22 protein-coding genes, 1 tRNA gene and 1 pseudogene are annotated in these 22,384 nt (G+C 47.1%); 13 read left to right on the top strand and 11 right to left on the bottom strand.

What is annotated here, in order from left to right; translation table 11 throughout:
• From GY683_RS09210 to hisF, 4 genes are all read right to left on the bottom strand, one after another.
• Window positions 1-265, bottom strand: a 265-nt coding sequence (locus GY683_RS09210) for a WG repeat-containing protein (RefSeq protein WP_297288441.1), incomplete at its 3' end; no start/stop codon positions are given.
• 102 nt (window positions 266-367) lie between these two features.
• Entirely contained in the window at window positions 368-928 is a 561-nt protein-coding gene (gene nusB, locus GY683_RS09205; RefSeq protein ID WP_297288440.1) for a transcription antitermination factor NusB, read from the bottom strand.
• A gap of 146 nt (window positions 929-1,074) precedes the next feature.
• Complete coding sequence (ribE, locus tag GY683_RS09200; RefSeq protein ID WP_046695929.1) at window positions 1,075-1,566, bottom strand: 6,7-dimethyl-8-ribityllumazine synthase; 492 nt, start codon at window positions 1,564-1,566, stop codon at window positions 1,075-1,077.
• A gap of 115 nt (window positions 1,567-1,681) precedes the next feature.
• Window positions 1,682-2,455, bottom strand: a complete 774-nt coding sequence (gene hisF, locus GY683_RS09195) for an imidazole glycerol phosphate synthase subunit HisF (protein ID WP_367274165.1) — start codon at window positions 2,453-2,455, stop codon at window positions 1,682-1,684.
• Between the two features lie 295 nt (window positions 2,456-2,750).
• Here hisF and GY683_RS09190 point away from each other — a divergent pair, with 295 nt between their 5' ends.
• The 4 genes from GY683_RS09190 to GY683_RS09175 all read left to right on the top strand — a co-directional run bounded on the left by GY683_RS09190 (window position 2,751) and on the right by GY683_RS09175 (window position 6,054).
• Window positions 2,751-3,707 (top strand): glutamate/aspartate ABC transporter substrate-binding protein, encoded by a 957-nt coding sequence (locus tag GY683_RS09190; RefSeq protein WP_297288438.1) that lies wholly within the window; start codon window positions 2,751-2,753, stop codon window positions 3,705-3,707.
• 96 nt (window positions 3,708-3,803) lie between these two features.
• The gene (locus GY683_RS09185) at window positions 3,804-4,547 is read left to right on the top strand and encodes an amino acid ABC transporter permease (RefSeq protein WP_297288437.1); all 744 of its coding nucleotides are present in this window, start codon (window positions 3,804-3,806) and stop codon (window positions 4,545-4,547) included.
• A complete protein-coding gene (locus GY683_RS09180) occupies window positions 4,544-5,206 on the top strand; it encodes an ABC transporter permease subunit (RefSeq protein ID WP_297288436.1) in 663 nt (220 codons plus the stop codon). The genes GY683_RS09185 and GY683_RS09180 overlap by 4 nt, the downstream gene beginning before the upstream one ends.
• Before the next feature lie 119 nt (window positions 5,207-5,325).
• On the top strand, window positions 5,326-6,054 hold the full coding sequence (locus GY683_RS09175; protein WP_297288442.1) for an amino acid ABC transporter ATP-binding protein: 729 nt from the start codon (window positions 5,326-5,328) through the stop codon (window positions 6,052-6,054).
• 82 nt (window positions 6,055-6,136) lie between these two features.
• Here the strand turns inward: GY683_RS09175 and GY683_RS09170 are convergent, their stop codons facing one another.
• Window positions 6,137-6,346, bottom strand: a complete 210-nt coding sequence (locus GY683_RS09170; protein WP_297288435.1) for a hypothetical protein — start codon at window positions 6,344-6,346, stop codon at window positions 6,137-6,139.
• A gap of 12 nt (window positions 6,347-6,358) precedes the next feature.
• On the opposite strand from GY683_RS09170, the gene GY683_RS09165 reads away from it, so the two are divergent.
• From GY683_RS09165 to GY683_RS09155, 3 genes are all read left to right on the top strand, one after another.
• Window positions 6,359-6,520, top strand: coding sequence for a hypothetical protein (locus tag GY683_RS09165; protein WP_297288434.1), 162 nt, complete (start codon window positions 6,359-6,361; stop codon window positions 6,518-6,520).
• 84 nt (window positions 6,521-6,604) lie between these two features.
• On the top strand, window positions 6,605-7,615 hold the full coding sequence (locus GY683_RS09160) for a homoserine kinase (protein ID WP_297288433.1): 1,011 nt from the start codon (window positions 6,605-6,607) through the stop codon (window positions 7,613-7,615).
• Window positions 7,616-7,629: 14 nt separating this feature from the next.
• Entirely contained in the window at window positions 7,630-8,517 is an 888-nt protein-coding gene (locus tag GY683_RS09155) for a class II glutamine amidotransferase (protein WP_297288432.1), read from the top strand.
• Here GY683_RS09155 and bioC read toward each other — a convergent pair.
• Together bioC and GY683_RS09145 are read right to left on the bottom strand one after the other, a co-directional pair.
• A complete protein-coding gene (gene bioC / locus GY683_RS09150) occupies window positions 8,514-9,272 on the bottom strand; it encodes a malonyl-ACP O-methyltransferase BioC (RefSeq protein ID WP_297288431.1) in 759 nt (252 codons plus the stop codon). The two genes, GY683_RS09155 and bioC, sit on opposite strands and share 4 nt — an antisense overlap.
• Entirely contained in the window at window positions 9,263-10,405 is a 1,143-nt protein-coding gene (locus GY683_RS09145; RefSeq protein ID WP_297288430.1) for an 8-amino-7-oxononanoate synthase, read from the bottom strand. Before GY683_RS09145 ends, bioC begins: the two co-directional genes overlap by 10 nt.
• A gap of 223 nt (window positions 10,406-10,628) precedes the next feature.
• Here GY683_RS09145 and GY683_RS09140 point away from each other — a divergent pair.
• From GY683_RS09140 to GY683_RS09130, 3 genes and pseudogenes are all read left to right on the top strand, one after another.
• Window positions 10,629-12,929, top strand: a pseudogene (locus tag GY683_RS09140) (FepA family TonB-dependent siderophore receptor).
• 80 nt (window positions 12,930-13,009) lie between these two features.
• Window positions 13,010-13,891, top strand: coding sequence for an alpha/beta hydrolase-fold protein (locus GY683_RS09135; RefSeq protein WP_297288429.1), 882 nt, complete (start codon window positions 13,010-13,012; stop codon window positions 13,889-13,891).
• Between the two features lie 26 nt (window positions 13,892-13,917).
• Window positions 13,918-14,970 carry a cytochrome c peroxidase gene (locus GY683_RS09130; RefSeq protein WP_297288428.1) on the top strand — a complete coding sequence of 351 codons (1,053 nt, stop codon included), beginning with the start codon at window positions 13,918-13,920 and terminating at the stop codon, window positions 14,968-14,970.
• On the opposite strand, the gene GY683_RS09125 is transcribed toward GY683_RS09130, so the two are convergent.
• Window positions 14,971-16,413: an alpha/beta hydrolase gene (locus GY683_RS09125; RefSeq protein ID WP_297288427.1), complete on the bottom strand. Its 1,443-nt coding sequence runs from the start codon at window positions 16,411-16,413 to the stop codon at window positions 14,971-14,973.
• A gap of 129 nt (window positions 16,414-16,542) precedes the next feature.
• On the opposite strand from GY683_RS09125, the gene htpG reads away from it, so the two are divergent.
• The 3 genes from htpG (at window position 16,543) to GY683_RS09110 (ending at window position 19,874) form a co-directional block, all read left to right on the top strand.
• Complete coding sequence (gene htpG, locus GY683_RS09120) at window positions 16,543-18,468, top strand: molecular chaperone HtpG (protein ID WP_297288426.1); 1,926 nt, start codon at window positions 16,543-16,545, stop codon at window positions 18,466-18,468.
• Between the two features lie 111 nt (window positions 18,469-18,579).
• Window positions 18,580-19,428: a DUF3025 domain-containing protein gene (locus GY683_RS09115; protein ID WP_297288425.1), complete on the top strand. Its 849-nt coding sequence runs from the start codon at window positions 18,580-18,582 to the stop codon at window positions 19,426-19,428.
• Window positions 19,429-19,430: 2 nt separating this feature from the next.
• Entirely contained in the window at window positions 19,431-19,874 is a 444-nt protein-coding gene (locus GY683_RS09110; RefSeq protein WP_297288424.1) for a copper resistance protein CopD, read from the top strand.
• Here the strand turns inward: GY683_RS09110 and GY683_RS09105 are convergent.
• The 3 genes from GY683_RS09105 to GY683_RS09095 all read right to left on the bottom strand — a co-directional run bounded on the left by GY683_RS09105 (window position 19,871) and on the right by GY683_RS09095 (window position 22,331).
• On the bottom strand, window positions 19,871-20,545 hold the full coding sequence (locus GY683_RS09105; protein ID WP_297288423.1) for a metal-dependent hydrolase: 675 nt from the start codon (window positions 20,543-20,545) through the stop codon (window positions 19,871-19,873). The genes GY683_RS09110 and GY683_RS09105 overlap by 4 nt on opposite strands.
• A gap of 144 nt (window positions 20,546-20,689) precedes the next feature.
• On the bottom strand, window positions 20,690-22,093 hold the full coding sequence (locus tag GY683_RS09100) for an FAD-binding oxidoreductase (protein WP_297288422.1): 1,404 nt from the start codon (window positions 22,091-22,093) through the stop codon (window positions 20,690-20,692).
• Between the two features lie 162 nt (window positions 22,094-22,255).
• A tRNA-Glu gene (locus GY683_RS09095) sits at window positions 22,256-22,331 on the bottom strand.
• Between the last annotated feature and the right edge of the window lie 53 nt (window positions 22,332-22,384).

The raw sequence follows: 22,384 nt of genomic DNA, 5'->3' as shown, positions 1-22,384 counted from the left end.
CTCTTTGGACGTAAGCCAACTGCTCGCTAAAACTGTCCGCGTCATCATATACCAAATCAATGACGATGCGACCTGCCGAATCAACGAATCCATATTTGCCGTCTTTTTCGCCTTTGGATAGTCCGTCATAAGGGCAGGCGATGTAGTCTAGCTTGGCAATGTTCGGTGGGCGCTTACAGTTATCCGCCATTGCACCTTGGGAGATGCCTAGTAAAGACAAAGAAAATAAAGCAGTCTGCTTTATAAAATTGAGCAGTTTAATCATGTGAAATTCCAAATATCAAAAAGGCGTCTATCTCATGTAGATGCTTATTAAGCCTTGATGAAGATAATAAAATACGCCATTTTCAACAGCGTATTTGGTTTATTATTCGTCGTCGTTGGATTTTTTGTTGGCTTTGTCTGCCTTATGGGCTTGATATTCCAATTCTCGCACGTCTTTGGCATATCTGTCTAGGATGGCATTGATGAATTTATGGGCATCAGTCGCCCCAAAATGGGTGTTTAATTGCATGGCTTCATCAAGCACCACTTTATAAGGAATGTGCAGACTGTGCTTAAGCTCGTACGCCCCAATCAGCAAAATCGCCTTCTCGATGGTGTCTAATTTATCAAAACTGCGGTCAAGATAACGGGCGATGTCCACGATTAGCTCACCTGCTTTCATGGGGATCTCACGCATCAGTTCGTGATAATAGCCCAAATGTACGGTGTGCATGGCGTTCTCGCTGCGAGTGCGCGCAACGATGGTGTGCGGCTCATTACCGCCCAATAGATCTCGCTGCTGAGTGGCGAAGCGATAATCGGTCATCAGCCATTCATAAAGCCCCTGCACAGCAAAACGACGCGCCTTACGAATGGCGGTGTAGCTGGTCTTGTAGCCTGTTTCGTTAATGTCAAAAGATTGGTCAGAAGTCGGAGTATTCATGTCAAAGCCTTGTCATTGGGTAATTTATCATAACAAAAAATCGCGAAGATCTCATCTTTTTATGTTTTTGTTTGATAATGACCGATTATGCTGTTAAATAATAAAAGGGCAAATCGCGTAAATTTGCCCTAGAGTGTGAGGTCAAATTATAGCGCTTTTAGGACGCTTGCCATCTCGATGGCAGTCATGGCAGCTTCGTAGCCTTTGTTGCCTGCCTTGGTGCCGGCACGCTCGATGGTCTGCTCGATGTTCTCGGTGGTCAAGATGCCGTTAATCACAGGGATGTCGTGATGCAGTGCAACGTGCGACAGACCCTTGGCGGACTCGCTTGCCACGATGTCAAAGTGTGGTGTCGCACCACGAATGATCGCACCAAGCACCACGATTGCATCATATTTACCAGAAGTTGCCATGCGCTTGGCGGTCAGTGGTAGCTCGAACGCGCCTGGTACACGCACAACGGTGATGTTCTCGCCTTGTACGCCGTGACGCAGTAGGGCGTCTAGCGCGCCTTCAACCAAGCTTTCTACCAAAAAACCGTTAAAACGACCAACCGCGATACCGATGCGAAGACCTTGGTTCTGGTCAAGTGCGCCATCTAAGTGGGTAACGGCTGATTTTTGGTTGGTGTAATTCATGTTCTTGCCTATTTTTATGAGTGAAAATTATCGTTTATTTTAGCATATTTTGCCATGGATTGGGCGATTTTCATGCCAAATTGATGCGAAAATTGCCAAATGAATTCTAATAGAATTACAGTCGTACAGGAATGCCTTGGGCTGCCATGAATTCTTTGGCTTCGCGTATCGTGTGATCACCGAAATGGAAGATGCTCGCGGCAAGCACGGCATCAGCTCCGCCTTGTAATACGCCATCAGCCAGATGCTGTAGGTTGCCAACACCGCCTGATGCGATGACAGGGATGTTGACTAGGTCGCTGATGGTCTTGGTGAGCAGTAGGTCGTAGCCTTGGCGTGTGCCATCGCCATCCATGCTGGTCACCAGCAGTTCGCCTGCACCGCGTTTGGTCATCTGCACCGCCCAGTCAATGGCATCGATGCCTGTGGCTTTGCGCCCGCCATGAGTAAAAATCTCAAAGCCAATGCTGCCATCTGGTCTGGTGACGCGCTTGGCATCGATGGATACCACGATGCACTGACTGCCAAAGCGTGAGGCGGCATCATTAACAAGATCGGGGTTGGTGATGGCAGCAGAATTAATACCAACCTTGTCAGCGCCTGCATTGAGTAGATTGCGAATGTCGTCAATCTTACGCACGCCGCCGCCAACGGTCAGCGGGATAAAGATATTCTTGGCGATCTGCTCTACCATATGATAGGTCGTATCTCGACCATCAGAGGTGGCAGTGATGTCCAAAAAGGTGATCTCATCAGCGCCTTCGTCATTATAACGAGTGGCGACTTGCACAGGATCGCCCGCGTCTTTGATGTCCACGAAGTTCACGCCTTTGACGACACGACCATTTTCAACATCAAGGCAGGGTATTAGGCGTTTGGCTAGCATGATTTTCTCTTAATTTTTTGGCTAATAATATGGTGCGATATTATGACAATAAAGACCGTTTTATACAACCTAAATTCTTGGGTTTGTGTTAAAAATGCACATAAGGTGCGCGTGCGAATATGATTCGTATGGATTGTTGCTGCTTTGGTAAATTTCACGAATGTTAAAAAAATGTTGCACTTATGCTGTAATTGTCTTATGATGAAATCACAGCGAGATTATTCTTGTGGATAATCCTGCAAACATGGTTATAGGATATTAATTTTTTGATTGTAATTTTAACATGGAGACGACGTTCATGAAACACTTCCCAAAATTTGCCTTATTGGCACTATCAGCATCACTCATGGCTGCCTGTGGCGGCGATAAAGCGCCAGCTACCCAAGAAGGTGCGCAAACCGCCGCTCCAGCCCAAGGGCAAGGTACGCTGGATAAAATCAAATCATCAGGCACGATCGTTTTGGCGCATCGCGACTCATCGATTCCGTTTTCATATATCGCTGACAATCCTAATCAACCTGTTGGCTATGCGCATGACCTTCAGCTTAAAGTCGTTGAAGCATTAAAAGAGCAGCTAAACATGCCTGATCTGAAAGTGCGCTATAACCTGGTGACTTCTCAGACGCGTATCCCACTTGTCCAAAACGGCACAGTGGACTTAGAGTGTGGCTCAACGACCAACAACACCGAACGCCAGCAGCAGGTGGATTTCTCGGTGGGCTTCTTTGAGATTGGTACTCGTCTATTGACCGCTACCGACTCTAGTATCAAAGGCTTTGAAGATCTAGGCGGTAAGACGCTCGTCACCACAGCAGGTACGACCTCTGAGCGCTACATCAAGCAGTATAACGATGAGAAAAAAGCAGGCATCAATATCGTCTCTGCCAAAGACCACGGCGAGAGCTTCTTGATGCTAGAAAGCGGACGTGCTGAAGCATTCATGATGGATGACGTTCTATTGGCAGGCGAGCGCGCCAAAGCCAAAGACCCTGCCAAATGGCACATCGTGGGCGAGCCACAATCTTTTGAGATCTATGGCTGTATGGTACGTAAAGGCGATACTGAATTTAAGAAAGTCGTGGATAACACGCTAAAAGCAGTCTATGCATCTGGCGAGATCAATGGCATCTATGACAAGTGGTTCACTCAGCCGATTCCGCCTAAGAATGTTAACATGGAATTTGCCATGTCTGACAACCTAAAAACCCTGCTTGCCAATCCGCATGACCAAGCAGAGCCACAAAAAGCACAATAATTCATCAGATTTATTGTTGGATTTTTGGCAAAAGCCACTCATTTTTGGGTGGTTTTTTAAGATTTGCTGATAAAAGGCGAAATATAGGAAATTTGCATGAATTATCATTGGAACTGGGGCGTGTTATTTCAGTCCACAGGCGTGGGCAGTGAACTGTATTGGCACTGGCTGCTAAAAGGTTTTGGATGGCTGCTTGTCATTGGTTCGGTGGCGTGGGTCATTGCTTTGGTGCTAGGCAGTATCCTAGGGGTAATGAAAACTTTACCAAGCAAGCCTGCACGTGCCATCGCGACCATGTATGTAGGGTTTTTTAGGAATGTGCCGCTACTGGTGCAGTTGTTTTTTTGGTTTTATGTGGCACCGACGCTATTGACAGAAGGACTTAGAGATTGGTGGTTTACATCCTTATCCTTTAATACCTCGGCAGTCATATCGGCGGCGATCGGGCTTGGCTTATTCACCGCTGCGCGTATCGTTGAGCAGGTGCGAACAGGCATCGAATCACTGCCTAAGGGGCAGAGCAATGCAGGTTATGCACTAGGATTTAGTACGGCTCAGGTCTATCGTCATGTAATATTGCCGCAGGCGTTTCGGGTGATACTGCCGCCCATGAGCTCAGAGTTAACCAACTGCTTTAAAAATGCATCAGTGGCGTCATTGGTGGGGGTGGCAGAGCTCATCAGTCAAACCAAAACCATCAGCGAATACACTCAAAATAACTTTGAAGTTTATACTTTTGCGACCATCATTTATCTTATTTTTAACATGACGCTCATCCTTGGCATGACGTATCTGGAGAAAAAAGTGCGCATCAAAGGTCAAATCGGAGGTGCGGTATGAACGAATTACAACTTGCCATGCCTGCCTTGATGGCGGGGTTCTGGGTAACTTTAAAGGTCTTGGTGCTTGCCATTATTGGCGGTCTGATCATCGGGACGGTGCTGGCGCTCATGCGACTGTCGGGCAAAAAATGGCTGTCTGTGCCTGCTGCCCTATACGTGAACTATTTTCGTTCTGTGCCGCTACTGCTTGTACTGCTTTGGTTTTACTTCGCGGTGCCGATGATGTATAACTGGATCACAGGCAAATACTTCTCACTGGATACTGCATTCACATCCTGTGTGGTGGCGTTCATGGTGTTCGAGGCGGCGTATTTCTCAGAGATCGTGCGAGCGGGCATTCAGTCTATCGGGCGTGGTCAGGTGTCGGCGGCTTATGCGTTGGGCATGACCTATAAGCAAACCATGCAGCTTATCATTCTACCCCAAGCATTTCGCAAAATGCTGCCCTTGGTGCTACAGCAGTGCATCATCTTGTTCCAAGATACGACGCTGGTATTTGCCATTGGGTTGGTGGATTTCTTCCGTGCCTCTTATGTGCGTGGGGATTTGATGGGTTATCTGACCCCGTATATTTTGGGCGCAGGTTTGGTGTATTTTGTGATTAGCTTGACGGCATCAATAGGGGTAAACGCCCTCAAAAAACGCCTAAGATTTTGACAAATTTAATAGATATATAAGGAACATACATGGCAATTGTACAACAAATCAATGAGAAAACTTGGATTAATGAGTTTGGTGGCTTGGTCTCGAACGAAGGTCACGCCACTGATGAGATGATGATTAAGATTCGTAACGTCTCAAAGTGGTATGGCGACTTTCAGGTGCTAACCGACTGCACCGCTCACGTCCATAAAGGCGATGTGGTGGTGGTCTGCGGTCCTTCAGGCTCAGGTAAATCCACGCTCATCAAGACGGTTAATGGGCTTGAGCCATTCCAAGAAGGCTCTATCATGGTGGGCGATACTTCGGTGGGTGATAAAGCGACAGACTTGGCGAAATTGCGCAGCCGTGTGGGTATGGTGTTTCAGCATTTTGAGCTGTTTCCTCATTTATCCATCAAGGACAATCTGACCATCGCTCAGATTAAGGTGCTAGGTCGTAGTGAGTCTGAGGCGACCAAAAAAGGGCTTGCCTATCTGGATCGTGTGGGTCTGTCAGCTCATGCTAATAAATATCCCGCCGAGCTCTCTGGCGGTCAGCAGCAGCGCGTGGCGATTGCTCGTGCTTTGTCGATGGATCCTGTTGCCATGCTCTTTGATGAGCCGACATCTGCGCTAGACCCCGAGATGATCCAAGAGGTGCTAGATGTGATGATCAGCCTGGCTCGTGATGGCATGACCATGATGTGTGTGACGCACGAGATGGGTTTTGCGCGCCAAGTGGCGAACCGCATTATATTCATGGATGAGGGTAGAATCGTTGAGAACTGTAGCCGCGATGAATTCTTTGGCGGTGCCAGAAGTGAGCGCGCCCAAGAATTCTTATCCAAAATCCTAAACCACTGATGAATGGCCAAACCGACTGCATTAAGGTCGGTTTGTTTTTTATTTGAAATTTATCTCATTGCGCCACCAAGCTTATGACCGATCAAACACCGTCCAATCTACCAAATAACGCCTTAATCAAGATGCTGCCCGAGGGTGTGCAGAGATTTATGGCGCGGTTTTTTATTACGCGAAGCTTTGCATGGCTTGTGTCGGGTGCTTTTGTGCTGTAGGTGCTGGCGACCAGCGTTTGGCTGATGTTGGCATTGTGGATACATGAGCCACTGGGTGCGATCGGCACCAAATTATTCATGGTGTTCTGGGTGTGTCTTGCCTTGAGCCTGACGGGGTGATTGATACGCAATATACGGTGGATGAATGGCGACAAATGGCGCACGCCAATCTGAATGTGGCGCACCTTACGCGCGTGGATATGAGTAGTCGTGAGTTCTCTGAGCTGATTAGGGAAGGTTTGCCAAATAAATAAAACCCAAAAATTCCAAGAAAGTGTTCGTAAAATCAGTAAAAACCCTTTAAAATATGTACTTTTGATAAAAGCAGGAAAAAATCCATGTCCGTCTATACCCACCTATCTGATGATGAATTTTTTGCGTTTTGTGGTTTGTTTGGGGTGAAATTTAAAAAAGCCATTCCCATCGTGCAAGGGGTCAAAAATTCCAACTGGTTCATTCAGACGGACAAAGACGTGGGCGATGAGTTTAGCTATGTGTTCACGCTATTTGAAGAGCGTGTGCCTGCTGATATTATCAAAATGGCAACGGTCATGCACGCCCTAAAAGATAAATTGCCCATCGCCCCACCGCTCGTCAAACTCACCGCCAAAGGCGACGACATCGGCTCCGATTGCGTCATGCGATACGAAAATAAAGCAATCCTAGTCGTGCCAAAACTCTCAGGCTCACACCCAAAAACCACCGATGAGCCAATGTGCTTTGAGATGGGAAAAGCACTTGCCACCTTGCACAATACCCTACAAACACTACAACCTGCCGAAAACTACGGCGTGCCACTGTACGACTGGGCAAGGGTTAAAGAGCGTGAAACTGCCTATATGCCGACCGATGAAGCCCGCTTGATGAACGACATTTGGACGGCTTACGCCAATCTACCCGATGATTTGCCAAAGGGGCTTTGTCATTTGGATATGTTTACCGATAATACCTTGTGGGATTTTTCAGGCGATATGGCTCGCCTGACGGGGCTTTTGGACTTTACAGAAGTATCAGTTGAGCATTATTTGATGGACATCGCCATTACCATTAACGATTTTTGTACCACATGGGGCAATGCGACAGACGGCGAGAGCGTGAATTTTAACACCGATAAAATGACTGCCTTTATAGACGGCTATGAGAGCGTTCGCCCCTTAACCGACAATGAAAAAACCGCCCTGCCTGTCATGCTTGCCTACTCTGCCACGATTTTTTGGCTACTACGCCTAAACGTGATTTATTACAACCGTGAACAAGGGCGGACTGGCGGTGACATCATGGTGAAAAATCCTGATTTGATGAAACGCTTGGCAAGCTATCACTGGAATAAAGTCAAACCAACCAATTAATAAGTGAATTCACAATGTGCCAACTACTTGGAATGAATTGCAACACGCCGACCGACATCGGTTTTAGCTTTGCTGGCTTTCGTCAGCGGGGTGGTGGAACGGATCATCACGAAGATGGCTTTGGGATTGCGTTTTTTGAGCGCAGTGACTCGGGTGGTGTGGGCTTGCGTCAATTCCATGACAACAAGCCAAGCCATCTGTCACCTGTTGCCGATCTGATCAATCACTATCCCATCAAGGCGATGAACGTAATCGCGCACATTCGTAAGGCGACCACCGGCGAGAAAAACAGCCTTGCCAATACACATCCCTTTGTCCGTGAGGTGTGGGGCGAGCAGTGGGCATTTGCGCATAATGGGCAGATGACAGACAGCTTCATTCGCCGCACCCAAAGATTGCACGACAATGGCAATGCCGAACATTATTCGCCTGTGGGCACGACTGACAGCGAACTGGCGTTTTGTTATCTATTAAACCGCTTAAAATCAACCTTTAAATCTCGCCCGTCCGATGAAGCGTTATTTGTTTTTTTGACTGCGCAATGTCGCTACCTGTCCGCCAATGGGTTGTTTAATTGCCTGATTTCTAATGGTCATTGGCAGCTGGCGTATGCGGGCAGTCTTTTGTTTTATCTGACTCGTAAGGCACCGTTTGGTGAGGCTCATCTGTCTGATGGTGAGATGAGCGTGAATTTTGGGGATGTGACTACCGATAAGGACAAGGTGACCATCCTTGTAACCATTCCTTTAACCAAAAACGAGACGTGGCAACAGATTGCGGTGGATGAGTGCTTGGTGTTCCAAGATGGTGATGTGGTGTTTAAAGATGCACCGAGCAAAAAAACCTATCTCTCCATTGAAGATGGCATCGCCTTGGCCAGAAGTGTGGGTGCGAGCGTCTAGCGTTTGACTGCTATCACATAGATGGCATCATAAGTTAAAGGATATCGCCATTTTCCATCGTTGAAAATGGCGAATTTTTTGTGGTAATTTTCATAAAATTGTGCCAATGACGACTTCGTCCATTCTGCACTGCCCACAGATACACCCGTGTCTTTGATGTGGCGTAGAATCTGCTTTGGCTGATCAAAATGTAGAGTATACGGCGTCTGTTCGGTTTGGATGATGTCAAATCCAGCCTTAGACAGCATCTGCATGATGTCATCAAGACTGTGATAATCAAGCCCGATGCCTGTCAGCGCCTTCATCTCATGCAGATTATCCTGCCCGAATGTGGCAAAGGCGAACATACCAGCATCTGGCAGCGCGTGATGAATGTTGTGGCACAGGGTCGGCAGATCCTTTATCCATTGCAGTGCTGAGCTTGATAGCACCATATTCACCCTAGGCAGATCGATGTGTTCAATATCGCCGATGATCAGCTTGGCGCGGTCAATGGCAGAATGCATGTCGTACAGATCGTTCAGATAGAGCTCATCTATCTGCCATAGTGGATGATAAAGTTTGGTCAGATTGCCCACGCCGCAGCCGATCTCTAGGATGGATTTGGGCGACGCACTGGGTGGATGCGCTTGAATGAGTGCAATAAGGCGCTGGCACATCTGATGCTGAACCAATGCAGACTGATCATAGGTGGCGTGTGCCTTTTTAAAATTATGCGCGATGAATTCTGTACTGATGTTGGCATTTAACAGCATGTTAATTCCTCAAGCGCTTGACAGAATTTATCAATCTGATCTGTGGTAATGTTCGCGGTCAGGCACACGCGAATGCGTGCTGTGTTCACAGGCACGGTGGGCGGACGGATGGGTAGCAAATAGAAGCCCCTGTTTTGAAGTGCCTCTGCCAGATTGATGGCTTTTTGATTATCACCGACGATGATGGGGATGATGTGACTGTCCGAAGGGCATTCATAGCCTAGCGATTTGATTTTATTGATAAAATATCTGGCATTGTCCAGCAGTCTCTTACGCTGATCTTGCATCTTGATTGACTGATTAAATACAAAAGCCGACCACAGTGCATTGATGGGTGGTGCGTTGGTGCTAAAAATCAAAGGACGCATGCTGTTAATCAGTAGCTGCTTGATGATGGCATCACAGACGATGAATCCGCCCACGCTTGCCCACGCCTTCCCGAACGTCCCCACCAAAAAATCAATCTCATCCATCACGCCCAGCGCCTCGGCTACACCAAGACCGCGATCACCAAATACGCCCACGCCATGTGCTTCATCGACATAGAGTGAGACGTTTGGGTATTGTTGTTTTAGGGTGATGAGCGCCTGCAGGTCGGTCACATCACCATCCATGCTAAATACTGACTCAGTCATGATAATGATGTGGCGATAATTGGCATGGTGCTTATCAAGAAGCTGAGCCAGCTGGGTCAGGTTCTGATGTGCATAACGGTAGAATTTCGCCCCGCGCTCTTTGGCCAATAAGATGCCATCAATCATGCTGGCGTGCACCCATTTATCTGCCAATATCAGTGTCTGATCATCTGCGATGGCAGGCAGGATGCCAATATTCATGTGATAACCACTATTAAAGGTCAGCACCGAGCGCCCATAGGCGGCTTGTAAGGCCTGTTCAAGCATTTCGTGGGCATCAAAATTGCCCGTCAAAAGTCGAGAGGATGAAGCCCCAAAACAAAAATCGGCGTGATGCTGATGAGTCTTGATGAATTCATCTTTTAGGTGTGAGCGCGCCAGTCCAAGATAGTCATTGCTAGAGAGGTTCAATAGATCTGTCTGAGGGCGAAAACTGCGGATATTACCTGCATTCTGCAAGGCAGACAGTCTTTCGTGATAGGGCGTGAATTTATCCATGAGCTGATTTCTTTGTCCTTATAAAGGTAGCTATGTTAGGGGAAGTTTGGCACAAATGCAAGTTAAGGGATAAAAAACCAAAATCTTTATTTTTCAATATATATGAAAATTATTATCATAAAAATAACTATTATTATTTACATAAATAATCTTTGCGTTTATACTAATGTAATTTTCAGAAGTTATGCAATTGTTTCTAGATGTTATTGATATGGGAGTGAATATGCCTGCTTTTAGACCAAAAAACCTTACCATTTGTTTGATTGCTCTCATGAGCGCGCCTGCACTCGCCCAAAGCGATGAAGAGATGCCCTCGGTGACGCTAGATAAAATCGTCGTCACGGCAGAGGCACAAGTCAAGCAGTCGCTCGGCGTCTCAAAAATTAACCAAACCGACCTAGAGCGTACCCCTGTCTCAAGCGACATCTCAGAAATCGTGCGTAAGATGCCCGGGGTGAATCTGACAGGTAACTCAGCGACAGGGCAGCGTGGTAATAACCGCCAGATAGACATTCGTGGCATGGGGCCTGAGAACACGATTATTCTGGTGGATGGTAAACCGGTTACATCACGTCATTCAGTGCGTTATGGCTGGCGCGGTGAGCGTGATACGCGCGGCGATTCGCAGTGGGTGCCCGCTGAAGCGATTGAATCGATTGAGGTGCTGCGTGGACCTGCTGCCGCGCGTTATGGCAGTGGTGCGATGGGCGGTGTGGTAAATATTGTCACCAAGAAAGTCAGTGATGACTATTAAGGTTCGGTTGAGGTATACACCAATCAGCCTGAGGATGGCAAAGAGGGAGACTCAAACCGCATCAGCGCCAGCCTAAGCGGACCGATTATTCCAGAGAAATTGGGTTTTCGTGTGTATGGCAGCTTTAATAAGACTGACATGGATGCGGTGGATATCAACCCGCTTGTTCCTTATACGAACGCTAATGGTTCAAACTATCTGGCGCGCGCAGCAGGGCGTGAAGGTGTTGAGAATAAAGACGCAGGTCTGCGACTGGCCTATCAGATCAATCCTGATCACGCATTGACCTTCGATGCTGCTTATGGTCGTCAAGGCAATGAATATTCTGGCGATACCCAATATTCTAACCGTGATTCTAGCGCGACGACCACAGACAACCAAGCCCAAAGCAACGCCTTATTAAACAGCCTGATTGGCACCGAGACGAACATTATGCGCCGAGATAGCTATTCATTGACGCATGATGGGCTGTATGATTGGGGTGATAGTAAATTTACCCTGCAATACGACCAAACCAAAAACACCCGTCTTGACGAAGGCTTAGCAGGTGGCCCTGAAGGGGTGATTCGTTCGGTGAATAATGAGGCGCCAACTTTTGAAGATACTAAGCTAAAAACATGGCGCGCCCATGGCGAGACGAGCATTCCTTTCACCTTTGGCGTACCCCAAAAAATTACCATCGGCGCCGAATATGTCAAAGATGAGCTGATAGACACCGCGAACATGGATGAAGGTACTTCAACTGGTACAGATGCTAATGCGCTATATGCTGATGCCTTCGTAACGGGCGATCGAAGCAAAAGCACCTCAGAGATTGCTTCAGCATACATTGAGGATAACTTAGAGTTGAACGAGAAGACGAATCTGGTGCTGGCATTGCGTTATGATCACCATAACAAATCCGGCTCAAACCTAAGCCCCGCCTTGAACTTAACGCATCATTTAAATGACAACTGGACATTAAAGGCAGGCGTGGCGCGCGCTTATAAAGCACCAAACCTTTATCAAAGCTCAAACGGCTATCTGTTAGGCACGCGTGGACAGGGTTGTCCGATTGATCTTGTGCCAGCAGGTCAGTGGTGTGTGCTTCAAGGTAATGAAAACCTAAAACCTGAAACCTCATTAAATACCGAGCTTGGCATCCAATATCGTGATGCAGTGACTAATGCCAGCATGACGTATTTTCACAGTGATTACAAGGATAAGATCGTCGCAGGTAACACGCTCATTGATAGCGTGACATTGCCTTACACGGCTCGCGGAACCACGAGTGACATGACCTATAATCTGTTGCAATGGGAAAACATTCCCGAAGCCAAAATCGAAGGCGTGGAAGGTAGCTTAACGTGGAATTGGGGTGATGCGCGCTGGACGAATAATGTCACCTACATGATGGAGTCCATCGATAAGCGCAGCGGCAATCCGCTATCAATGATTCCAAATTATACATGGAATTCGATTTTTGGTTATGATATTAACGATAACTGGGATGTGAATTTTACCTTTACCCAATACGGTCGCCAAAAGCCGCGCCAATTTGCCGAGAGCAACATCGAAAACTCTGCAAAAGATGGCTTATTGCACAACAAAGAAGTAAAAAGCTATAATATCGTCTCGCTCAATACTGGCTACCGCTTTAATGATTATCTAAATGGGCGCATCGGCGTGAATAACTTGTTTGATAAACAAAAGCTGCGTGACAACACGATTAGCCAAACCTATAATGAGCCGGGCAGATCTTATTTCGCCAGTTTAAAATATGAGTTTTAACCGTTAAGAGCGGATTTTTCCGCTCTTTTTATGACATTGAATGTCCAATAATGATAAAAAAGTTAGCAGCTGTCAGCTTGATGGCTTTGATGTCCCAAGGCTGTGTGACTAAGCCTATGAGTGAGCCAGTGACTTGGCAGCCTGCCACGATGCTAAATAGCCAAGAGACGATCATGTATTCATCTTATACGGATAAGGAATATTTGATTCAGGTGGCGACCATTGGCGATAGACCTGCCAACGGCTATCCTGTCATCTATGTGCTTGATGGCAATGCGTTCTTTGCGGCGGCATCGTCCATCGCTCAGATGATGCATGGTAAGCCAAGTGAACAAAATCCCAAATCCTTCATGGTGGTCGGCATTGGCTATACCTCGGGCAGGCAGTTTGATATCCCAAAGCGGACGCACGACTACACACCGCCAGCCGAAACGTATCCAGTACCAAAAGGCGAGCAAGTGGCTTTTGGCGGTGCTGATTATTTTCATGCCTTTATGGCGGATGAGCTGGCGCCCATGCTCGATAAGAAATTTGGCATCAACCCCAATCATCGCACGCTGATCGGACATTCGTATGGCGGATTGTTTGGGCTGTATGTGCTATTTGCTCGCAGTGAGAGCTTCGATCATTATGCGATCGCAAGCCCGTCCATCTGGTGGAATGACAAGAGCATTCTGGCGCATCGAAGTGGGCTGATTGATACACCTAATATCAAAAATGTCCTTATCACGCTAGGCGAGCAGGAGCTGACCGCGCGCCATCGCAATCCTAACGCGCCGATCACGAATCTGCCCGATAGCGACGCGTATTTGATGTATGAGTTTTTGCAACAACAACTGCCCAATGCCAACGTTAATTTTGAGTTTAATGAAGGTTATTCTCATGGTGAGAATGCCTATCCGTCCATCATACAGGGCGTAACGATGGCGTATCAGGCATGTAAGGCAGATCAGGACTGCTGATTCGTGGCTGGCTTTTGGCGATATGGATGGGTTTGACAGGTGTTCATGCTCATGCTTTTTGCCAAAAAGACAACCATTATGACTTAATATGCTTGCGCAATCATTACCAAAAGCCCAGCAGCCAATGGCATCCGCCAACGGTTGATGAGGGTGTGGTATGGCTGGAGCTTGCGCCGATTGTTATTGATGATAAACCGCCTACGCCAATTGCCATTCTGGGTAGGCAGTTATTTTTTGAAACCGCATTGTCATCAGATGGGCAGGTTGCGTGTGTGAATTGTCATGATCCACAGCATGGTTTTTCTGATCCAAGAACTGTATCGATTGGTGTGTATGGCAGGCAGGGCAGTCGCAATAGCCAGTCTTTGATACACCTAGGATTAAGCCCTAAGTCGCAAGGATTTTTTTGGGATGGGAGGGCGCACAGTCTGTCTGAGCAGGTGCTCATGCCATTGACCGATCCCAACGAAATGGACATAACGCTACAAAGTGTGCCAATGCGCTTGAATCAAAAAGGCTATCTGCCGAAGTTTAAATCGGTATTTGGTGAGACATTGACCGCTATTGAGATTGACCAAGTTGCCCAGGCTGTAAATGCATATCTCATTACTCTTACGCCTGTACGTACCCGATTTGATGAATTCTTGCTGGGTGACAGTGTTGCATTATCTGACAGTGAGCTTTTGGGGTTGCATGTATTTCGTACCAAAGGCAGATGCATGAATTGCCATTTTGGGATAACGATGAGCGATGATAAATTTCATAATCTAAATCAGACTTTAGCAGGGCGGCCGCGTCAAGATTTTGGTAAGTATGCTGTCACGGGAGATGCTGCGGATTTTGGTAAATTCAAAACACCGTCTTTAAGAAATCTATCCAGCTCAAAGCCTTGGTTTCATCATGGGCTATTTACAAATTTATGGGGTGTGGTGGCAATCTATAATGCAGGCATGACAATCCCATCTGCCAAAAATGCACCCGCTATTGCTCACGAGAATCACCTAGACCCACTCATTAAGCCTTCGGCGCTTAACGATGAGGAGATGGGCGCTTTGGTGGATTTCTTGATGGCGCTTTGATTAGCGGCACACCATCACATCAGGCTTATCGCCATTTACCAGATAATCAACCACCGCGCCATCAATGCAAGTATTAGCACCTGACAAGCTGATGGTATGACCAAAATATGGCGTATAAATCAAATAATCGCCAAAGCGATTCGCCATGTTCTTGGCGTTCGATAATGGCGTGGCGAAGTCATGCGCCTGTGCCACGAACAGTAGCGTTGGCGTGTCATCGCTGATGAGATTGGCGTCTAAGTCATCCGCACCATCAAAAGGCCAATAATAGCACGCATCCAGCAGTTCATCATCGCTGCGCTCAATGTCGTTATAGGCGGCGATTTTTTCGATGGCTTTTGCTCTGGCTAGGTAGTCGCTGCGATCTTTTGGGGCGGAATCTGCACAGTTAATCCCGACAAAGGCATCTTGGCTAAAATCCTGCTCGCCAAATTCTTGAATGAACAGCAATTCGTTGTATTTGTTCGTTTTGCCATGGCTTAGCTCATCAAGCATGACATACATCTCTGACCAAGTCAGTTCATCACCCAGATTATTCTCGATCATACCTAGAATCGCTCGCTCATCGATGGGGTCGTTGTTCTTGTCAGTGAGTTTTTGGGCGGAGAGTTTGGCGATTTTTGTCAAAAATTCACGATTTTGATCGTCAGATTGACCAAAGATGCAAGAGGTATCTTGATGGCAATTTGACATGAATCGATAAAAAGCAATCTGAGCGCCCGTCTGCTGATTCGCCCAAATCGTAAATAAATCCTCGCTTGTGTCCACCACACCATCTAATACGCCCGCTCTTAGGTGCGATGGGTAATGTTCGGCGTACTGGGCGACGATTTTTGTGCCGTAGGAGTAGCCGAGCATTGACCAGCTGTCGATGTTTAGCTTGGTGCGTATTTTGTCTAAATCATGCACAGTATGGATGGTACTGATGGATTTGATAAAATCCAGTCCTGAATGCGCCACGCACGCATCAACATAGGCTTTTGCGCCATCTTCTTCGAGTGCACCACCACAGACGATGGCGGTGGATGGCTTCACACCGCGCTGTGCGATGCCTAGTACGTGAAAATTATCTTTTAAGGTGCGAGTGTATTCATCATCAGACAGCCAGCCGATCATGTCAAGGCTGTGACCGCCCGGCCCACCGCTTAATAACAGCAAGTCTTTGGCATCGGCATTGGCTGATGGCAGGCGCGTCATGGCGATCGTGACGGTCTTGTCTTGAGTGTCATCTAAGGGCAGCTCAATGGCAGCGCACTGTAGCTGTGCGGGCGGTGGCAGGCTAAACCACGACCAGAATGTCGGGCGATAGCAGGAGCGCCATGAGATATCGCCTTGAGTCTGTTCTTTTGATAATAAATACCCAAAGCTCAGCGCTGCCGCCACCGATAAGATAATTAGAAGTGACAGTAGTATCTTAAATATAATCTTAAACGTTTTTCTCACGACAATGCATTAAACAAAAAATAAGTTATATTGTAGCATGATTTTTGGGCATCTTTTTGGGATTTGCCTTGAAAAGCAAGAAAGCGACCTTATTTTTTTGGATAGATTCTTAACATCATTGGAGAGATTATGAGCGACATTAACCAACATCAATTTGAAGCCGAAGTGGCGCAGCTTTTGCATTTGGTGACGCATTCTTTGTATTCTAATGCGGATATTTTTGTGCGTGAATTGGTGTCGAACGCGTCTGATGCGTGTGATAAATTACGCTTTTTGGCGACATCAGATGACAGCCTGTATGAGAATGATGGTGAGCTTGCCATCAAGATCGACATCGACAAGAATGCCAAGACCATCAGCTTTAGTGATAATGGTATCGGCATGACAGAAGAAGAGGCGATCGCCAACCTAGGCACCATCGCCAAGTCAGGCACTAAGGCATTCTTGGAGCGTCTGTCTGATAATGATAAGAAAGACGGTAATCTCATCGGTCAGTTCGGTGTGGGGTTTTATTCAGGATTTATCGTGGCGGATCAGATTGTGGTTGAGAGTCGCAAAGCAGGCGAAGCGCATGATGCCGGCGTGCGCTGGGTGTCTGATGGCACGGGTCGATTCACTACGGAGACCATCACCAAGCCAAACAAAGGCACGACCATCACCTTGCACCTAAAAGACGACTACAGTGCAGGCGAGCAGGATTATACCAATGAATACACCATCAAATCACTGGTAAATAAATACTCTGATCACATCAGCCTACCCATTCAGATGCGTAAACAAGTCTGGCAAGATGAGCTAGACGATGCAGGCGAGCCAACGGGCAAGGGTGAATATGTCCTAACTGATGAGTACGAGACCATTAATAAAGCCACCGCGCTGTGGACACGCACGCCCAGTGAGGTGAGCAATGAAGAATATGCGGATTTTTATAAGAATTTGACGCATGATTTTGATGCGCCGTTGACGTGGTCGCATAACCGTGTCGAAGGTCGTGTGCAGTACACCCAGCTCCTGTATATCCCCAAAAAAGCCCCGATGGATCTGTATGCGCGCGAGCAGCAGCGCGGTCTTAAGCTGTATGTAAAACGCGTCTTCATCATGGATGATGCCGAGCAGCTATTGCCGATGTATTTGCGCTTCGTGAAGGGCGTGATTGACACGGCAGATCTACCGCTGAATGTCAGCCGTGAGATTCTTCAAGAGTCGCGCGACACCAAATCCATCCGCGAGGGTAATGCGCGCCGCGTACTTACCATGATCGCAAGCCTTGCCAATTCTGAAGATGCGGATAAACAAGCCAAATTCGCTGATTTTTATCGTGAGTTTGGTGACGTATTAAAAGAAGGTCTGGGCGAGGACATCTCAAACCAAGAGCGCATCGCTAAGCTACTGCGCTATGCCACTAGCTCGGATGATGCCTTGAATACAGGCTTTGCTGATTATAAGGCGCGCATGAAAGAAGGTCAAAAGGCGATCTATTATCTAACCGCTGACAACCTAGCCGCTGCCAAGAACAGCCCGCAGTTGGAGCTATTTAACAAAAAAGGCATCGAGGTCATCTTGATGACAGCGCGTGTGGACGAATGGGCGATGAACTTCTTGACCGAATTTGACGGTACGCCGCTACAGAACATCGCCAAAGGTGCGGTTGATCTGGGCGATCTGACTGATGAAGCTGAAAAAGAAGAGACTCGCCAAGCCGAAGAGAGTCTAAAACCTGTCGTTGAGAAGTTACAAAGTGTCCTGGCTGATCGCGCCAAAGAAGTGCGCGTGTCGAGCCGTCTGGTGGACAGTCCTGCTTGTCTGGTCGTCGGCGATGGTGAGCTGACGCCGCAGATGGCGCAGATGTTAAAAGCAATGGGGCAGCCTGTGCCTGATGTGAAGCCCATCCTTGAGATCAATCCGACGCACCCACTCATCGAACGTCTAGAGGCATCGAGCGATTTTGATGATCTGGCGCAGGTGGTATTTGATCAAGCGCTCTTGGCGGATGGTGGTCAGCTTGACGATCCAGCAGGCTACCTAAAACGCATCAATAAACTGCTGCTGAAATAATCAATACCAATAAAAAACGCTCACAAGTTGGGCGTTTTTATTGATTAAGAACATGGCGAAATCAGATGGAACGTTGTAAAATAAACGAATGACGACAACTGACCATTGATTATGAGCGACTTTATTCCCGCCTTTAAGAGCATTGACTTATCTGCGCCTTGGCTTATGCCTTATCTGGGCATGCACCAAGCTTTCAATCAGGATTTACCAACGGGTGAGCTTGCTGATTGGCTCAACGCCTATTTTAAAGATCATGCCATCAAGCCGACATTGCATAATTCTGATAAGCCTCTAACCTTCGTCAACCAAGATGATCTGCCGCACGGCACGGCGTACGAGGCGCACATCCATGCGACCGCGAATATCCCAACGCGTAATAATCTACACGACTGGTTCGGTGCGTGCGTGTGGTCGGCATTTCCAAAATCAAAGTCGGTATTAAACCACGTTCACATCCGCGAGATGGCAAAGGGCGCTAATGAGCATAATGGGCGCAACCGTGTTCGTGATGCGATTACAGTCTTTGATGAAAATGGCGCGATACTCATGGTAAAAGATCGCGACATCGGCAGGGCATTGCAGAATTTTGATTGGCAAAATACACTTGTCAAGCCGCGTAATCAATGGCATAACCCAGCTCTACCAAGTGCTGACGATGCGGCGCAGATTTTTATCTTTGGGCATGCCTTGCTTGAGCAATTGATCCATCCGCGTAAGCCGCTTTGTAGCCATGCCTTTATTTTGAGCGTAGACGATGAATTCTTTGAGCTTGGTCTGGTGGATAAGTTAGCATATGTGGATGAGGTGCTTGCCATCAGATTAGATCAATGGCTCATTGATGGGGCGACACCAAGAGACCTTTCGCCATTGCCGATTTTGGGTGTGCCGTATTTTTGGGGCAATGAAGATGCGTCATTTTATGATGATGCGAATGTGTTTAGATCGGGGAGAAGGGCGTGAGTATGCATCAGATTGCATTGATTTTGCATTTATTGGGCGCGAGCATCTGGGTCGGAGGTCATCTGTATTTGCTCATACGCTTGATGCCTGGGTTTATTCGTCATAATGACGTGGTAGGGTTTTTAAAATTTGAAAAAAGCTATGAACCGCTGGGCATGGGTGCGCTGGCTGTACAGGTGGTGACAGGGCTTTATATGATGCATGACATTGTCCCTGTTGCTATGTGGGGTGAGCCGATGGGGTTTTTGTCAGCGCTGATTCATGGTAAATTGACATGGCTGGCATTAACGATCATTACCGCATTGCACGCGCGGTTTCGCATCGTCGCCAAACTTGAGCAGGGCATTTATACAAACAGCACCTTAAAGGTGATGGGCATTCATGTGGCGCTGATCTGTCTGTGGAGTATGGCGTTTGTGGTGACGGGGGCGATGTTTCGCGGCTAAGCGATGAGTCTTTTTATCACACGCCAAGCATCTTGATAGGGTGGCGCGGTAAAAAACAGCCCGATCATCACGGTATATAGCGCGGCATAATGAAGTGGTTTTTTGATTTCGAAGAATTTAAATGCTGTGCCTGCGGATTTTTTGAGCTTGAGACCTAGGGCGTTTACACTGTAGATCTCATCGAGCGCCAAGTGAATGAGCGCGCCTAAGAACAAGAATATCCCAAATACCCAGCTGACAAAAGCCGTCAGCTTAAGCCCGTAGAATGCACCATGCGCCACCAAGAGCCCAAAAATCGCCATATAAGGCACAGAATGCACCACCCCGCGATGCACCGTCAAGCGGCTAAATGTCTCAATGATCACAAAGCGAATGATGATAAAGCTGATCCCCCATAGGATTAAAGAGTCTAAAATCAGCTCGTTTTGTCGGTAGGCGTTGGCGTAGAGTATCACGATGAGCATGGAGGTGATGAGGCTACCCAAGAAAAACCCTCGCTTGGCAGAGGCGGAGTGATCTAGGTCAATGTCAGGCAGTAATCCGCCAATCGTACCAATGATGGCGCACAGCACGCCCGTTGTTAGCCCGAATAATTTGGCGTACACACCGCAGGCAGCGAGCACAGTGCTGGCCGCTGCCGCGACGGTGAGATGGGTGCGAAAATTTGCCATGACAGACCTTAGTTATTAAAAATCGCGCTATTTTAGCACACTGCTGACTGACTTTAAATTTAAATAATGCTGTCTAGATTTAATGGTGGTATCAATTAAAAAACGCCTTGATCTATCGAGGCGTTTTTTTTTGTGAGTGGGATATTACTCGATATCAAAGACTTTACCACGGTTCATAATCCCATTAGGGTCAAATACCGCTTTGACTGCTTTCATATATTCAATCTCGGCAGGCGAGCGGGTATAGTCTAGGTACGGCTTTTTGGTCATGCCCACACCATGCTCAGCAGAGATTGAGCCTTTGTATTTTTTGACGGTTTCAAAGACGTATTTGTTTACCGTTTGACATTTGGCAAAAAAGTCGTCTTTGGTGAGATTGTCAGGTTTTAGGATATTTAGGTGCAAATTGCCATCGCCAATATGCCCAAACCAGCAAATCTCAAAGTCAGGGTAATTATCCTTGACGATTTTTTCAATATCATTGATAAAATCGCCCAAATGCGTAATCAGCACCGACACGTCATTTTTGTAAGGCGTAAATACCGAAATCGTCTCGGAGATGCTCTCACGCAATTTCCAAAGCTCGTGTAGTTGCCCCACGCTTTGGCTCATCACACCATCTTCTATCAAGCCATCTTCGGCACAGCTTTCAAACACATTCATGGCGGTGTCTAACACGTCATCGGATACCGCTTCAAATTCTAATAACACATAAAAAGGCGTACGGCTCTCAAACGGCTCTTTGGCGTGTCCTGCCGATAAGACTTTATCAATGGCGACGCTGTCAAAGAACTCAAAGGCAGTCAAGTTTAACGCCTTATTAAACTTATCAAGCAGTCCCACCACCGACCCAAAATCAGGCACACCCAATACCATCGCCGTCAAATTCACAGGCTGCTTCTCAAGCTTAATCAATGCACGAGTTACAAACCCTAAAGTGCCCTCTGCCCCGATGAATAGATGACGAAAATCGTACCCTGTGGCATTCTTTAACATACCACCGTTTAATTCTAAAACATCACCTTTGCCAGTAACGACAGTTAATCCTAGTATTTGATTTCTTGTCATGCCATAACGAATGACTTTAATACCACCAGCATTGGTACCAATATTACCACCAATCTGACTTGACCCCGATGAAGCAAAGTCTACGGCATAGTATAAGTTCTTAGATTCAGCAAATTCTTGTAAAGCCTTAGTCACCACACCACCTTCTACTTCTACCATACGATCAGCTTCATAAAACGTCCCAATGGCATTCATCTTATCAAAACTTACCACCACCTCACCATTACTGGCAACAGCACCTGCTGACAATCCTGTACGCCCACCACTAGGCACTAAGCACACTTGATGCTCATTAGCAAGCCTTACAATCTTAGCCACTTCCTCTGTCGTCTTAGGAAACAACACCGCACTTGGTGCAGGCGCAAAATGCTTCGTCCAGTCCTTGCCCCAGTTGTCTAGGCTGTCGGGGTCGGTTTTGATTTGGGTGTTGTCAAGAATCGCATCTTGGCGTAGCTGCTCTAGAAATGGCGTGATATTCATGGTTGCTCAACATTAAAATCAATAAAAATAGAGCCCCTATTATAGCAGAAAACAGGGATTGGTCGGCGAAAATTCATCAAGAAAACAAACATTTTTATGCAAATTAAGCACGAAGCCAAAAGAAAAAAAGCCAGTCATGATAGACTGGCTTTTTTAGAATATTGGCACTCCATAGGGGATTCGAACCCCTGTTACCGCCGTGAAAGGGCGGTGTCCTAGGCCTCTAGACGAATGGAGCGCAAGGACTGTAAAACTGATTTTATCAAATCGCTTTACCAACTTTTGAACGCT

The organism is Moraxella sp. (assembly GCF_024227015.1).
Lineage (GTDB): Bacteria > Pseudomonadota > Gammaproteobacteria > Pseudomonadales > Moraxellaceae > Moraxella.
Note: the sequence above shows the minus strand (reverse complement) of the source record. Positions and strands in the feature narration are given on the sequence as shown.